Below are 13,252 nucleotides of genomic sequence, written 5' to 3'. Positions count from 1 at the left end.
CTAAATTTAGGGGATCACGTAGGCGACGATCCGCAAAACGTCGCGCAAAACCGCGAAATTTTAGCCGCCGCACTCGGCATCGCGCCTCGAAATTTAAAATTTATGCGCCAAATCCACTCAAACAAAGTTGAAATTTTACGCGCAGGTAGCGATGAAATCCCGCCATGCGACGGGCTAGTGACCGATCTGCGCGGCGCGGCGCTGTGCGTGCTGGTAGCGGACTGCTCGCCTGTACTGATCGCGGACGAGCGACGCGGAGTGGTTGCCGCGGTGCATGCGGGGCGCGCGGGCGTGATAGGGCGGATCTGCACGAATGCGATAAATTTGATGAGCGAGCGCTTCGGCTGCGTCGCTGCGGAGCTGAAAGTATTCGTGGGCGCAAATATCAAGGTGCGAAACTATGAACTTGGCGGGCTTGATCTGGGCGAGTTTGAGCGCTACAAAACGCAGGGGCATTTCGATATGAACGCCGCGCTGCGCGATGAGCTCGCAGCTGCGGGGGTACGAAACGTTAAATTCGATCCACGCTGCACCTTCGAGAGCGAGCGGCATTTTTCATACCGCAGAGACGGCGTTACGGGGCGCTTCTGCGGCTTTGTGATGAATAAGCTATGTGGATGAAAAGCAAAAATAGTATATAAAATTTTTCCGCGAAGTTGCCGGAATTTTATGAAACTCTATAAAATTTGACGTAGAGGCGCTGTAAAGCGAAGCGGCGAAAAAGAGGCTAGATTGCGGCGTGACATCGCAATTAAAATAAGCCAAAAAACGTAAATTTGCATTCAAAAACCCAAAGCAAAGGAGAAGATATGCTGTTACTTAAAAATGCCGATCTATACGCGCCCGAGCACATCGGCAGGAGCGACGTTTTGCTCGGCGGAGGTAAAATTTTAGCCGTTTCTAAGGGGCTTGATTTTCGTATTGAGGACCTTGAGGTTTATGATCTAGAGGGCAAAATTTTAGCACCCGGACTCATCGATCAGCACGTGCATATCACGGGCGGGGGCGGGGAGGCGGGCTATCACTAGCGAACGCCCGAAATAACATTGTCGCAAATCATCCGCTACGGCACGACGACGGTCGTAGGCACGCTGGGTACCGACGGGTGCACTAGGAGCCTAGAAAACCTCTACTCAAAAGCCAAAGTGCTTGAATACGAGGGCATCTCGACCTTCATCCACACGGGCTCTTATGCGCTGCCTAGCGTTACCTTTACGGGCTCCGTCACGCGCGATCTGGTGCTCATCGACAAGGTCATCGGCTGTAAGATCGCGATGAGCGACAACCGCGGCAGTTACCCGACCGCGCAGGAGCTCATCAAGACCCTGACGCAGATCCGCATCGGCGGCATGATCTCGAAAAAAGGCGGCGTGCTGCACATGCATATGGGCGGGCTCGCGGATAAATTTGACCTTATTTTTAGCGTGATCAAGGACTATTCGTTTTCCTGTTAATTACTTTTCGCCGACGCACTGCGCGCGAACGAAGGAGCTTTTTGACGAGGCGATCAAATTTCAAAAAATGGGCGGCTACATTGATATCACGAGCGGCGGAAGTAAATTTGCGCCACTTCACGAAGCTATCGCGTATGGGCTTGCTAACGGGCTAAATTTAGAGCGCCTAACGATGAGCTCGGACGGCAACGGCAGCGTGCCTAGATTTGACGAAAACGGCGCATTGGTCGGCTACGGCTGCGCCTCGTGCGAGACGAATTTAGAAGTCTTGCAAGCCTGCGTGAAAAATAAAATCCTAACCATCCCGCAAGCGCTAAGCATGATGGGCAAAAACGTCGCAAAATACCTAAATTTAAACAGCAAAGGCGAGATAAAAGTAGGCTTTGACGCTGATTTTGCGGTATTTAACGAAGCTCTAAACCTAGATAGCGTAATCGCGAAAGGGGAGTTTTGTGTGAAAGAAGGCAAGCTCGTGAAAAAGGGATTTTTTGAGTGAAATTTAGAGCGAATTTGCCGTTTTCTTAAATTTGGCGGGTTTTAAATTTGACGAATAATTTCGCTTGTACCTCTTGCAGCCGTCTCATCTTTACGGCGCAAAATTTAGCCGCGCCTAGGCTTGGATTATATTAAATTTAGCTTTAATTTAGCTATTTTTAAATATAATCCCAGCTTCAATTCACACACACCAATCCTAAAATTTGGTTGCGTTTGTCAAAAGCAGATGTTAATGGGTGTGGAGGAGAAACCTAAATTTCGGGGCAACCCACAAGGAGAAAACTCATGGTAACAATGAGAGATTTGCTAGAGTGCGGCGTTCATTTCGGACACCAAACGCGCAGATGGAATCCGAAGATGAAAAAATTCATTTTCGGCGAGAGAAAAGGTATCTACATCATAGATCTACAAAAAACTATCCGCTACTTTCGCTACACTTATAATATCGTGCGCGACGCGGCTGCCGAGGGTAAGACGATACTTTTCGTAGGTACCAAAAAACAAGCCGGCGCAACTCTAAAAGAGTACGCCGAGAAGTGCGGCATGCCTTATGTGAGCCACAGATGGCTAGGCGGCATGCTGACGAATTTTTCCACTATTAAACAATCGATCCGCAAGCTCGAAGTAATCGAGACTATGGAAGAGGACGGCTCGATAAATTTACTAACCAAAAAAGAGGCGCTAATGCTTCGCCGCAAAAAAGAGAAGCTCGAGCTTTATCTAGGCGGCATCCGCAATATGAAGGGCCTTCCTGATATGATCTTCGTCATCGACGTAGTTAAAGAAAAGATCGCCGTAGCGGAAGCTAACCGCCTAAAAATGCCGGTTATCGCGCCTTTGGATACGAACTGCGATCCGGACGTAGTCGATTTCCCGATACCTGGCAACGACGATGCGATCCGCTCGGTGCAGCTTTTCTGCCAAGAGATGGCTGAGGCTATCAACGAAGGCAAGGCGCTTCGCGATCAAGACACGAGCGAAGATGGCGAGCAGAGCGAAGCCGTCAGCGACGAGGAGAAAGAGGAAGTCGTAGCCGAGGCGATGAGCGAAGAGGATTTTGACGTAAGCGAGGACGAAGAGTAATGGAAATCAGCGCACAAATGGTAAAAGAGCTCCGCGAAAGCACCGGAGCGGGGATGATGGACTGCAAAAAGGCTTTGGTTGAAACAGACGGCGATATAGACAAAGCCGTCGATCTACTTCGCGAAAAGGGCCTCGGAAAGGCTGCTAAAAAAGCCGATCGCCTAGCTAGCGAGGGTCTAGTGAGCGTCGAAGTGGGCGCGGATCACAAGATCGCGACCATAAGCGAGATAAATTCTGAAACCGACTTCGTAGCTAAAAATCAAAATTTTATAAATTTAGTAAAAAATACTACTCTACATATCCAAACTAAGGGCATTAGCAGCGTCGAAGAGCTAAATTCCAGCGTCATTAACGGCGTTAAATTTGATGAGCATCTAAAAAGTCAGATCGCTACGATCGGCGAAAATTTAGTCGTTAGAAGATTTGAGACGATTAAAGCGGGCGCAAACGGCGTGCTAAACGGCTACCTGCACTCAAACGGCCGCGTAGGCGTCATCATCGCAGCAGCTTGCGATAGCGAGCAGACTGCGGAGGGTGCGAAGGAGCTTATAAAAAATCTCTGCATGCACGCAGCTGCTATGAAACCACAGGTTATCAGCTATAAAGAGCTTGATCCCGATTTTATCGAAAAAGAATTTTTAGCTCTTAAAGGCGAGTTTGAGAAGGAAAATGAGGAGTTCGTACGCTTAGGTAAACCGCTTCATAAGATCCCGCAGTTCGGCTCGCGCGCGCATCTAACGGACGAAATTTTAGCCAAAGAGATCGAAATTTTAAAAGACGAGCTTCGCAAGCAAAATAAGCCTGAAAAAATTTGGGATAAAATTTTACCGGGCCAGATCGATCGCTTCATCGCCGATAATACCCAGATTGATCAGCGTCTCACGCTGCTAGGGCAATTTTACGTAATGGACGATAAGAAAACCGTCGAGCAGGTGATCGAGGAAGAAGCTAAAAAACTAGGCGGCAAGATCGAGATCGTAAAATACGTCCGCTTTGAAGTGGGCGAAGGCCTAGAGAAAAAGAGCGAAGACTTCGCTGCCGAAGTAGCGGCTCAAATCGGCTAAATATGGAACTTCTAAAGGGCGTAAATCTTACTCACGCGTATGATTATACGCTCTTTGAAAATGTAAGCTTAAGCGTTGGGGAGGGTGAGAGTATCGCCATTTTGGGCGTTAGCGGCTGCGGCAAATCGACCCTACTTCATATTTTATGCACTCTTTTAAAGCCAAACTCCGGCGAAGTGATCTACGGCGGGCGCAGTATTTACGAGCTAAGCTCCGATGAGAGGCTTAAAATCCGCCGTAACGACTTCGGCATAATATTTCAATCCCACTACCTTTTTAAGGGTTTTTCCTCTGGCGAAAATATCGAACTCGCCGCCAAACTTACGAATAACGCGATAGATCAGAAAATTTTAAAAAAGCTTAAGATAGAAAATACTCTTGCTCAAGGCGTCGGCGAGCTTAGCGGCGGACAGCAGCAGCGCGTGAGCATCGCTCGCATACTTTGCAAAAAGCCGCGCATAATCTTCGCCGACGAGCCTACGGGAAATTTAGACAAGGATACCGCAAACGAGGTCATGGACGTGATCTTTGAGTACGTTTCGCACAGCGGCGGCGCGCTAGTTTTGGTCACGCACGATGAGGGCTTGGCGCAAAAATGCAGCAAAGTTTATCGCATAAACGATCGAAATTTAGCAGAAATATAAGCAATTAATAACCAAAAATATCTTAAAATAGGTAAAATTTTTCCAAAAGGCCATAAATGAAAATTTTACTTGACAATCACAATGAGCAGGTTGCAAGTGTCGTAAATATTTGCTGCGAGCGCATCGGGGCGGATCTGGTAGATTATAGCGCGGACGAGAGCGAATATGATTTGGCTATAAAAAACTACGAATCGGGCGACGATATTTCAAATTTTGATCTTCATAAAACTTTATTTTTGACTCCCAAAAACGTCTCTCCGAGCGGGGCTAGGTATACTTTGAGCAAGCCTTTTTCGCCGCTTGAGCTCATCACGTTTATCAGCGAGTTTTCGCTGCAGACGATGAGCGCTCAAGCCAAGCAGAAGATGGCTCAGGAATTTGCCGACGCAAGCTCCGTTATGAAAGAGATCGACGCGATTGATCTGGCGAACGAAACAGCAGCGGGCGGCGGAGCGAGCGAAGATAAAGCGGCGGGCGCTCAAAATTTTGAGGCTCTGGTCGATAGTTTTTATAACTCCTCGGACGATCTACCTTTGTCGCAGCTGGCGCAGGAATTTGACGGCGAGCTGGATGACGATGTGCCGCTAAACACGCTGGTGCAGGACGCTCCGGGCGACGTGCCTCTTAGCGCCGTCGCACAGAGCTTGGCGGACGATACGCCGCTTGATACCGCTGCGAGCGAGCTTGCGGATAAAATTCCGGACGATATTCCGCTAAATGCGGCTTTGGAAAACATTTCCGACGATACGCCGCTAAGTTTGGCTGCGGATACGATCGCGGACGACGTGCCTTTGAGCCTGGCTGCGAGCGAGATCGCAGACGACGCGCCGCTTGAAGGGCTTAAGGTTGCCGCAGACGATCAAGCGGATAGCCGCGATGCAAGTATTTCGGTCTCAGACGGAGCGAAAGAGAGCGAGGCTAAAAATAGTGCGCCTAAAAACGAGGCTGCAGCGGAATTTATACCTTTGGCTCAAGATGAGAGCGACAATACGGCGCCTATTGCTTTGGCTGGCGATGATGAGGATTCGGCAGAGCAGCAAAATTTTAAATCGGAGCCAAATTTAAACGATACTCCGCAAGGCGAAAATTTTAAAATTTCGCCTGAATCTGCGAAGCCGGAAAGTATGGAATTTTCAAATTTAAAGGCGCAAGAGGCATCCCAAGAGCCGGTAGGCTCTGTAAATTTACAAACCCAGACGAACGCCGCAAGCGACGACTTCGATGCGGATTTTTCTAAAATTTTCGACCGCATTAGTGAAGGGGATTATTTCGGCGGTTCGCTCGACGATTTTGAAGCTACTAAAAAAGCTTTCGCCGCCGGTGCCGCAGCAGTTGCGGCGGGCGCTTCGGCATCAATGTCGTCAGCCGCTGCGCAAAACGCACCGTCTCAAAAAGACGGTGGTGTCATGCGGGCGCAAAATGAAGCTTCGGACGGCGCGCCGATCGCGCTTGCAGGTAAAGAAGATATACCCTTTGAAAATCTCTACAATGCGCTTCCGTTTGAGAGCATGCAGACGACCGAGCCTAAAAATTTTGTAGATAGCGGCGCGAGCTCGCAAAACAGCGGCAGAAATTTTGCCGCTAAAGCATTCGGCGGCGAATCAAGCGAGCTTTCTAAAGATGATTTTCTGCGTGGCAGCATTTCGGCGTTTGAGCATGATGGCTTTAGCGGCGAGGCTTCGGATACCGAGGCGAAAAACGGCGGCGAAGGCCGGAGCGCAAACGGTTTTGCAAGATCGAGCGAAGCCGCGCAGAGCGATCGAAGAGGCAAAAGGCCGAGCGCCGAGGAGCTAAAGAGCAAGCTGCGCGACGATTTGGAAGCGGGTATCGCAAACACGATCGAGAAATTCGCGGGCAGCAAGGACGCCAAAGACGCGCTGAAGGACTTTAAGATCAATATCGACATATCGTTTGGAGATCGGTAGTGCGGGGCAAAATTTTGCTCATCTCGGGCCCCAGCGGCAGCGGCAAAAGCACCCTCATAAAGCGCCTTATCGCGGAATTCGGCGATGAGCTTTATTTCTCGATCTCCTCAACGACGCGCGAGATGAGAGAGGGCGAAACGGACGGCGTGAATTACCACTTCATAAGCGAGAGTGAGTTTCGCGCAGGAATCGATCGCGGCGACTTTTTGGAGTGGGCAAACGTGCACGGCAAATTTTACGGCACTTCGCTAAAGGCCGTTACGAGCGAGCTTGAGCGCGGCAAGACGGTGCTGTTTGACATCGATGTTCAGGGCTACGAGATCGTGCGCGGCAAGGTGCCGCGTAGCGAGCTTGCCAGCGTTTTTATCACGACTCCGAGCCTATCCGAGCTTAGAGTGCGGTTGCAAGCGCGCGGCAGCAACGCCGATACCGACATCGCTTTAAGGCTGCAAAACGCGCAAGAGGAGATGAAGCGCCTAGGCGAATACGATTATTTGATAATCAACGACCGCTTGGAGCAGGCGTATGAAAATTTCAGATCGATCTATAAGGCGATCAGGCTTGAAACCGCAGGCCGCGACATAAACAAACTAATCGAAATTTGGAAAATTTAAAGGAGAAAAAATGGGCGTAAGCGTTCAACAACTGCTAATTATCTTAGTGATCATCGTGTTGCTTTTCGGAGCTAAAAAGATCCCGGAGCTCGCAAAGGGCGTAGGCAAGGGCATTAAGACCTTCAAAAAAGAGATGGAGGACGATACGCCTGAAAAGGTCGAGAAAAAGGCCGAGGAAGAGGTTAGAGACGCCGAAATTAGCGACAATAAAAAGGCGTAAGGGATTTGAAAAATTTAGTCTTAAACGAAATTTTTAAAATTTTATCTCGCGAAGTCGTTTTAGGAAAACCCAAAGATAAAAGCTTGGCCCATTACGCCTCACCAGAGGCTTTTGCGCTGGCTAAAGAGCTGCGAAAGGCGCCTAAGCTCATTGCCGAGGAGCTTGCGGCTAAATTTAAAGACAGCAAAATTCTAAGCGCGACGGCGGTAAACGGCTATCTAAATTTTCATCTAAAGCCCGCCGTGTTGGGCGTTCTTGCTGAAAATGCTCTTAGCTTGGGCGGCGATTTTGCGAAAAACGACGCGAAGCTCGGAGGCGGAATTTTATCGGCTTCGAAGAAGCTTTGCGCGAGTGAGCCTGCTAGCAAAGGTTACGCTGCAAATCTAGCTGCGAGCGGCAATGACGCCGCCAAATCGCGGAATTCCGAGGAGGCGTCAAATTCCGTCGTAGCATCAAATTGCGATGAGGCGCAGAATTCCGCCGCTATGCCGCAAAAAATTTTGCTTGAATACATCAGCGCCAATCCGACCGGTCCGCTTCATATCGGGCACGTGCGCGGCGCCGTTTACGGTGATACGTTCGCGCGCATCGGAGGCTATCTAGGGCACCGCGTCGATACCGAGTACTACATCAACGACGCGGGCAATCAGATCGAGCTTTTGGGCACTTCGATCGCACTTCGTGCGCGCGAGCTCGCAGGCGAGGACGTGAGCTACCCCGAGAAATACTACCGCGGCGAGTATATCGACGAGATCATCCCTCTTGCGCGCGCCCAATTCGGCGATGAAATTTTCCGCGACGAATCGCGCGTTTTGATCCTTGCGGAGTTTGCTAAAGACGAAGTGTTAAAGATTATCCAAAAAGATCTCGCAGATGCGGGCATTCATATCCAAAACTGGGCTAGCGAAAAGAGCCTCTACGGCGAGCTTGAGCCTACGATTAGGAAGCTTGAGTGTAGCGGCAAGATGTATGAGCAGGACGGCAAAATTTGGATCCGCTCATCGCAGCTTGGCGACGAAAAAGATCGCGTCGTCATCCGCGAGGATGCGCGTCCGACCTATCTTGCGGGCGACATCGTCTATCACAACAACAAATTTGAGCGCGGTTACGAGCGCTGCATCAACATCTGGGGGGCCGATCACCACGGCTACATCGCGCGCTTAAAGGCCGCCGTGCATTTTCTGGGCTATGACGAAAGCAGGCTCGAGATCATCCTAATGCAGATGGTAAATTTGCTCAAAGACGGGCAGACCTACAAGATGAGCAAGCGCGCGGGCAACGCGATTTTGATGAGCGACGTGCTCGCCGCGATCGGCAGGGACGCGATGCGATTTATCTTTATCAGCAAAAAGGGCGAGACGCCGCTTGAGTTCGACGTGGACGAGCTCGCGCGCGAGGACAGCAGCAATCCGATCTTTTACATCAACTACGCCCATGCGCGGGTCAATCAAATTTTTACCAAAGCGGGCAAGCGCGAGGCGGACGTCTTGGGCGCGGACTTCGGCGCGCTGGATGAAGCGGGGCTCGGCCTAGCTTTTGCGGCGCTTGGCTTGAATGAAATTTTAAACGACGCCTTTAATTCGCGCGGCTTACAGAAGCTGCCCGATTTCCTAAAGGCGCTCGCGGCGGACTTTCACAAATACTACAACGAAAACCGCGTCGTAGGCAGCGAGAATGAGGATGCGAAACTCAAGCTGTTCGCGCTCGTGGCGCTTAGTATCCGCACGGCGTTCGCTCTGATGGGCCTAAACGCGAAAGAAAAAATGTAGCCGCACAGGCTACATCTCGCGCCGATAGCCCTAAATCTCATGAACGAAATTTATGATTTAAATACAAAGCGAAATTTTTCGACGGGATTTCTGCTGCAAAATTTTGTGTTTTGCTTTTTACTTCCCGCTTTCCGCAAAATTTTGCAGCGGAATTTGGGATGAAATTTTGACGCTACAAAAATTTAAAGCTAGTTCTAAATTTACGGCCCGTAAAATTTCAATTTTAGAATTTTGCGGGCTGTCTCGCGGTATTGCTGCGGCGCCGGGCGCGGTTCGTAAAATTTAAAATTCGGCTGCAAATTTACCGCTTGCAGAATTTTGAAATTTTAAAATTTTACGGCGTGAAAACTCTAGGCAAAATTTCATCTGCAAAATTTACTCGGGCGGGATTTGCCTGCAAGACCGCTCCTTAAGCCCCGCGGCGCATCGCCGCAAAAAGGATAGATATGAGAAAGATCATCGACATAACGGCACTTTCTATCGCCGTTTGCGTCTTGGTTATGGTGCTTTTTTTGCCGTCGCCCGTTTTGTCGTTTAAATGCTACCGCGGCGATGGCGTGGGCTGCGCGCAGCTGGGGCGCGACAAGCTCTCCCGCGGAGATTACGACGGCGCCAAGTTTGCTTTTATCAGGGCTTGTAAGGCACGCGACGATGATAGCTGTTTCGAGCTCGCAAGTATATACGACGGTGAGGGCAATGCGGCGCAAGCGGGCGTATTTTATGCCGCAGCGTGCGATAAAAACGTCGCTGTAGCTTGCCACAAGCTAGGCAATCTATATCGGCAAGGGCGCTTGAGTAGAGATCTCGCCGAGGCGGCTCGGTACTATGTCAAGGCCTGCGATTTGGGCTATGCCAAGAGCTGCCACAATGCGGCCGTGGTCTATTACAAGGGCGATTTAGGGTTTGCGGTGGATAGGGCAAAGGCGACGAGTTTTTTCAAACGTGGTTGCGACGGCGGGTTAGCGGACAGCTGTTATAGTGCGGGCCTAGCGTATGATGATGGCCTCGGTGCGCCGTTAAATCGTGACCAGGCGGAGAAGTTTTACATCAAATCCTGTGAGTTGGGCTATGATGACGCCTGCAATAATTTAGGCTATTTGTATCTGAGCGACGGGGATTTGCGCGGATTTTCCAAGGGGCTCGGATGCATCAAAAAGGGCTGCGACGCGGGCAATAAAAAATCCTGCCAGCTCTACGAGTTACTAAAAGATAAAATTTTAGAGAAACAAGGTGGATAGTAGCCCAGCACGCGTTTGCCTGTTTGCCCTGCTCGTCGCGCGCACTGTCCGTCGCGAGTTTCTGTTTTGTGCTATTCACCGTACGCTGTTTGTTTTGCGCTACGAGCAAGGCATAAATTTTGATTTTAAAATTTTACGGTGCGGAATTTAGCGCGGAAGCAAAGCGCGAAGCTGTTTGAGGAGACAAATTGGAATATGAAATCACGGGCGAGGTTCGAAATCTCCGCATCCACGCCGCAAGAGGAAATAGCAAAATTTGGGTATTTTTCGAGATAGACGGCGTGAAGCTGCGCGGCGAGTTTAACGATATCCCCGTGGAGGAGGGCGAGCCTGCGCGCGCGTATTTCATCCGCGGAGGATATGCGGGCAGCTACGTGATCACTCGAGTTCAGGTGGTGCGCAAACCAAGCCCTTTGCGCCGCAAGTTGGGGATCGCGACCGCCGTGTGCACGCTTGGCTTCGGCGCGGCGCTGTGGATTGTAGGCTTTGGGATTTTAAACGTCGGCGGGAGGGGCTCGCTAATTAATTTTGTCTGTATTGCCGCCGCAGGATCTGGGGTGCTAAAAGAGGGCGCGGGCAATCTGAGAGCGTGGCTGAATCAACGCACGTCCGAGTAGATCGCTGCCGCGGCGTAAATTTCATAAATTTAATCCGCCAGATAAAATTTACTCGCGCCGCCGTATCTTTGCAGCGTAAATTTTGCTAAAATTCGCTCCAAGCGCGAAATCCGCCGCGTAAATTTAGAAAAAGGTAAAATTTGAATATAAACGAAGCGATAGTTGCCACCGCAAAAAAGCAAAAAGAGTGCCGGCTAGTATTTATAAAGTATCTGTTTTTAGGGATCTTTTTTATAGCCATATTACCGCTTAGCGGGATTTTCGTAGCGGAAAAAATTTTTAGAAGCGAATTAGCCGTAATATTTATTATTTTCCTTTATGTGCCAATTTTTATCGTCTCATGGATGACAACTTGGTCTAATGTAATTGAACCATTAAGCGTTTACGAGGAATTTTATAAAAACGTTTATATTCGCACCATTATTTCAGATATAAATCAAGCTTTTAGTTATAAACCGTCGGCGGGGATTAGCCGTGAGGAATTTAAAAAGATCGGCATATATGCGCAAAATAAATTTCGCGCTGAAGATCAAATCAGAGGCATTTATAACGGCGTCAAATTTAGCTTAAGCGAAGCAATAAGGATACCGGGCGGAACTATCGTCGCCGGCACCGGCTTCTCCCCGGAAATAGCCGCGGTCCTTTTTGTCGCTACGGCTTTCTATACAATCTATAGCAATGCCCAAGCCTTCAGCGGCTCGGTCTTGGTCTGCGAGTTCTACAAGAAATTTAGCGGTCAAACGATAGTGGCAAGCCGCACGTTAAATACTAAATTTATAGGCGAAAAAGAGCAGATGGATGACATGTTTTTTAGTAAAGAATTTCGGGTCTTTGCGGATGATAAAGTAGAGGCGAGGTATCTTTTGACGCCTGCGTTTATGCAGCGCCTGCGCGAGCTAAAGGAAAAATTCGCGGGGAAAATGGGCGTGAGTGCGGCGTTTATGGACGATAAATTTTACCTATTTTTAAACGGAGCGAAAAATAGGTTTGAAACAACGCTGTTTTCGATACCGCCGAGCCTTGAGGACGCCGCTGAGATCAAAAAAGAAATTTTAGAGCTTTTATCTATCATAGACGAGTTAAATTTAAACCCGGATTTAAGCGGGGCGGCGATTTTGGCTGATTAATGCGCGCCGCTATTTATCGGCTAAAATTTACTTGCGCTGCGCCAGGATCGCCGTTATTCTCCGCCGCCGACCGAGATCCGCTACGGCTCGGATCGCTCATTTTCGCTACCGACCGGGGCGCGCTTAAGTAGCTCCTGTTCGCGAGCGAATAATCTGCAAAATTTCTCCCAATCGTACAGATAGACGAGCCTGTGCTCTTTGCCGCTTTCGTCTATGTATATGCCCTGCGTCGAGCCAAGACTCATCTTTTGCCAGTAGCCGAAAAACGGCAATGCCTCGATGTCCTCTTGCAGCACGCTGAGCGTTCCGTTGTTATCGTAAATTTTTAGATCGTAGTAGGTCTTTTTCATTTTAAGCTTTCTAAATTTTATCGCGACGGAATTTCACCGCGATGGAATTCTTAAATTTGCATCGCGATAAAATTCCGCCTTTTAGAATTTTGTGCGCCGCGAAATTTACCGCGAATTCCGCCCCTTTAAATTTTGCGGCTTCAATCCTCGATGAAGCCCTGTAGAATTTCACTGCAAGTAAAATTTAGCCCGCCAGCGCCTTTAGCTGATTGACGTTTAGCCCGTCAACCAAAATATAGCTCGCATCGATGAAGCGGTAGTTTCGCTTCGGCAGCCGCGCGATAAACTCGTCGTATTCCAGCTCGGCGATGGCGCGGTAGTTACCTGCGTCGTTTTCGTCGCCCTCGATGCCTATGAGCGCGATCTGCCAGCGCGCTACGTCGCTATTTTTCAGCATCTCCGCGTTTTGCCACTCCACAAACGGCTTGTAGGGCAGGATAGTGGGCAGGTCCTGCGTGAGCGCGTATGAGCCCATTATCGTACCGTCATCTCCATTTCGGTAAAACCTCTGGTGCGCGCTGTAAGCGTCAAGATATTGCACCTCGGTTAGTCGCTTGCTAAACTCGGCAGAGGGGTTGTATGAGGCTAAAATTTCATCCATCATCGCGCGGTTTATCGCAAAAGGCCTCTGCACCCCGTAGCAAAAATTTAC

The 13,252-nt window shown here is 49.5% G+C and carries 16 protein-coding genes; 14 read left to right on the top strand and 2 right to left on the bottom strand.

All coding sequences use genetic code 11. From position 1 onward, the window contains the following. The 14 genes from Q0438_RS01785 to Q0438_RS01720 all read left to right on the top strand — a co-directional run. A partial coding sequence (locus tag Q0438_RS01785) for a polyphenol oxidase family protein (RefSeq protein WP_299186656.1) occupies positions 1-621 on the top strand: 621 nt, incomplete at its 5' end. A gap of 188 nt (positions 622-809) precedes the next feature. Then, complete coding sequence (locus Q0438_RS01780; protein ID WP_299186653.1) at positions 810-1,028, top strand: hypothetical protein; 219 nt, start codon at positions 810-812, stop codon at positions 1,026-1,028. A gap of 18 nt (positions 1,029-1,046) precedes the next feature. After that, a complete protein-coding gene (locus tag Q0438_RS01775) occupies positions 1,047-1,454 on the top strand; it encodes a hypothetical protein (RefSeq protein WP_299186650.1) in 408 nt (135 codons plus the stop codon). A gap of 67 nt (positions 1,455-1,521) precedes the next feature. Then, the gene (locus tag Q0438_RS01770) at positions 1,522-1,950 is read left to right on the top strand and encodes an amidohydrolase family protein (protein ID WP_299186648.1); all 429 of its coding nucleotides are present in this window, start codon (positions 1,522-1,524) and stop codon (positions 1,948-1,950) included. Positions 1,951-2,234: 284 nt separating this feature from the next. Then, complete coding sequence (gene rpsB / locus Q0438_RS01765) at positions 2,235-3,032, top strand: 30S ribosomal protein S2 (RefSeq protein WP_299186645.1); 798 nt, start codon at positions 2,235-2,237, stop codon at positions 3,030-3,032. After that, positions 3,032-4,096: a translation elongation factor Ts gene (gene tsf, locus Q0438_RS01760; RefSeq protein WP_299186642.1), complete on the top strand. Its 1,065-nt coding sequence runs from the start codon at positions 3,032-3,034 to the stop codon at positions 4,094-4,096. The genes rpsB and tsf overlap by 1 nt, the downstream gene beginning before the upstream one ends. A 2-nt stretch (positions 4,097-4,098) precedes the next feature. Next, positions 4,099-4,740 (top strand): ABC transporter ATP-binding protein, encoded by a 642-nt coding sequence (locus Q0438_RS01755; protein ID WP_297918310.1) that lies wholly within the window; start codon positions 4,099-4,101, stop codon positions 4,738-4,740. Positions 4,741-4,796: 56 nt separating this feature from the next. Next, a complete protein-coding gene (locus Q0438_RS01750; RefSeq protein ID WP_299186639.1) occupies positions 4,797-6,665 on the top strand; it encodes a hypothetical protein in 1,869 nt (622 codons plus the stop codon). After that, positions 6,665-7,279 (top strand): guanylate kinase, encoded by a 615-nt coding sequence (gene gmk, locus Q0438_RS01745; RefSeq protein WP_299186636.1) that lies wholly within the window; start codon positions 6,665-6,667, stop codon positions 7,277-7,279. Before Q0438_RS01750 ends, gmk begins: the two co-directional genes overlap by 1 nt. A 10-nt stretch (positions 7,280-7,289) precedes the next feature. Continuing rightward, positions 7,290-7,499, top strand: coding sequence for a twin-arginine translocase TatA/TatE family subunit (gene tatA / locus Q0438_RS01740; RefSeq protein WP_297918317.1), 210 nt, complete (start codon positions 7,290-7,292; stop codon positions 7,497-7,499). A 5-nt stretch (positions 7,500-7,504) separates the two neighbouring features. Next, a complete protein-coding gene (gene argS / locus Q0438_RS01735; protein WP_299186632.1) occupies positions 7,505-9,268 on the top strand; it encodes an arginine--tRNA ligase in 1,764 nt (587 codons plus the stop codon). A 446-nt stretch (positions 9,269-9,714) separates the two neighbouring features. Further along, positions 9,715-10,506 carry a tetratricopeptide repeat protein gene (locus tag Q0438_RS01730; RefSeq protein WP_299186629.1) on the top strand — a complete coding sequence of 264 codons (792 nt, stop codon included), beginning with the start codon at positions 9,715-9,717 and terminating at the stop codon, positions 10,504-10,506. Positions 10,507-10,694: 188 nt separating this feature from the next. Next, positions 10,695-11,123: a hypothetical protein gene (locus tag Q0438_RS01725; RefSeq protein ID WP_299186627.1), complete on the top strand. Its 429-nt coding sequence runs from the start codon at positions 10,695-10,697 to the stop codon at positions 11,121-11,123. 344 nt (positions 11,124-11,467) lie between these two features. Beyond that, positions 11,468-12,250, top strand: coding sequence for a DUF3137 domain-containing protein (locus Q0438_RS01720; RefSeq protein WP_299186625.1), 783 nt, complete (start codon positions 11,468-11,470; stop codon positions 12,248-12,250). A gap of 80 nt (positions 12,251-12,330) precedes the next feature. On the opposite strand, the gene Q0438_RS01715 is transcribed toward Q0438_RS01720, so the two are convergent. Beyond that, positions 12,331-12,600, bottom strand: coding sequence for a hypothetical protein (locus tag Q0438_RS01715; protein ID WP_299186622.1), 270 nt, complete (start codon positions 12,598-12,600; stop codon positions 12,331-12,333). 184 nt (positions 12,601-12,784) lie between these two features. After that, on the bottom strand, positions 12,785-13,252 hold a 468-nt coding region (locus Q0438_RS01710; protein WP_299186619.1), incomplete at its 5' end, for a DUF4299 family protein.

The sequence above is a fragment of the uncultured Campylobacter sp. genome (genome assembly GCF_938030785.1).
GTDB lineage: Bacteria > Campylobacterota > Campylobacteria > Campylobacterales > Campylobacteraceae > Campylobacter_B.
Note: the sequence above shows the minus strand (reverse complement) of the source record. Positions and strands in the feature narration are given on the sequence as shown.

Bases quoted from the DNA above. Each gene is read 5' to 3' on its own strand.
- Q0438_RS01780 (WP_299186653.1), top strand. From the start codon at position 810: ATGCTGTTACTTAAAAATGCCGATCTATACGCGCCCGAGCACATCGGC.
- Q0438_RS01770 (WP_299186648.1), top strand. From the start codon at position 1,522: ATGGGCGGCTACATTGATATCACGAGCGGCGGAAGTAAATTTGCGCCA.
- rpsB (WP_299186645.1), top strand. From the start codon at position 2,235: ATGGTAACAATGAGAGATTTGCTAGAGTGCGGCGTTCATTTCGGACAC.
- tsf (WP_299186642.1), top strand. From the start codon at position 3,032: ATGGAAATCAGCGCACAAATGGTAAAAGAGCTCCGCGAAAGCACCGGA.
- Q0438_RS01755 (WP_297918310.1), top strand. From the start codon at position 4,099: ATGGAACTTCTAAAGGGCGTAAATCTTACTCACGCGTATGATTATACG.
- Q0438_RS01750 (WP_299186639.1), top strand. From the start codon at position 4,797: ATGAAAATTTTACTTGACAATCACAATGAGCAGGTTGCAAGTGTCGTA.
- tatA (WP_297918317.1), top strand. From the start codon at position 7,290: ATGGGCGTAAGCGTTCAACAACTGCTAATTATCTTAGTGATCATCGTG.
- Q0438_RS01730 (WP_299186629.1), top strand. From the start codon at position 9,715: ATGAGAAAGATCATCGACATAACGGCACTTTCTATCGCCGTTTGCGTC.
- Q0438_RS01720 (WP_299186625.1), top strand. From the start codon at position 11,468: ATGACAACTTGGTCTAATGTAATTGAACCATTAAGCGTTTACGAGGAA.
- Q0438_RS01715 (WP_299186622.1), bottom strand. From the start codon at position 12,600: ATGAAAAAGACCTACTACGATCTAAAAATTTACGATAACAACGGAACG.